Here is a 737-nt window from a genome sequence, read left to right as displayed (position 1 = left end):
ACTGAACTGGTTCACTCATTAACGACGCCAAGCGATCTCATTTCACGCCTATCTAGCGATCGACTCGCTATGCTGATTGCCGAAAAAGATCAAGCCGCAGAAGAGCTCTACCGAACCGTGCATGCCATGTTAGACATTTATCCATGGGAACGACGTGGTCTCAAAGGGCCAAAACCGACATTGTATTTACAAGACATCCTGACTTTCCCATTTACTTTAGAGCAGTTGGAAGAAAGCTATATTGAGGTAATGAAGAATGGAACTACTGCTTAGCAAAGTCACTGACGCAGGCATCGATCCTTCTTCTGTTTCTGGGGAAGAAGCCATCACGCTTTGGGAACATATCGGTCGACACATTGCGTCCACCAGCCGTGAAAAAGCACATTGCCTAATTATCAGCGCAGAATACCGCCGCGAAATCAAACAGCTTTGTGACAGTATCGAAGAGCTTAGACAAGCATTAGAGCTGCTCTCATTACCTGAGGATGTCGAAGATATACTGTCGGTCAAAGCAAGTTTAAGCGAACGCTTAGTTGAAGTTGGTGATTACAACTCTGCCCTCACCGAGTACATCGCCTCCACCAACATCGCAGTGGAATACGGTTTTATCGACGAATACGTTTTAGCGATCATTGGTATGGGCAACTTATGTGATGCTTATGGCGATCACAACCGTGCTCTACGTTACTACCAAAAGATCGACGCGATTGATCATGCCATCAGCAGTCGCTCACTTC

General features: G+C 46.3%; 2 pseudogenes. Both read left to right on the top strand.

Annotated features, from left to right (window positions below):
• Positions 1–273, top strand: a pseudogene (locus tag R7Z49_RS24735) (hypothetical protein); the annotation flags it as partial.
• A pseudogene (locus R7Z49_RS24730) lies at positions 257–737 on the top strand (GGDEF domain-containing protein); the annotation flags it as partial. The pseudogenes R7Z49_RS24735 and R7Z49_RS24730, both read left to right, overlap by 17 nt.

This window comes from Vibrio sp. 1562, from assembly GCF_033340155.1.
GTDB lineage: Bacteria > Pseudomonadota > Gammaproteobacteria > Enterobacterales > Vibrionaceae > Vibrio > Vibrio alginolyticus.
Note: the sequence above shows the minus strand (reverse complement) of the source record. Positions and strands in the feature narration are given on the sequence as shown.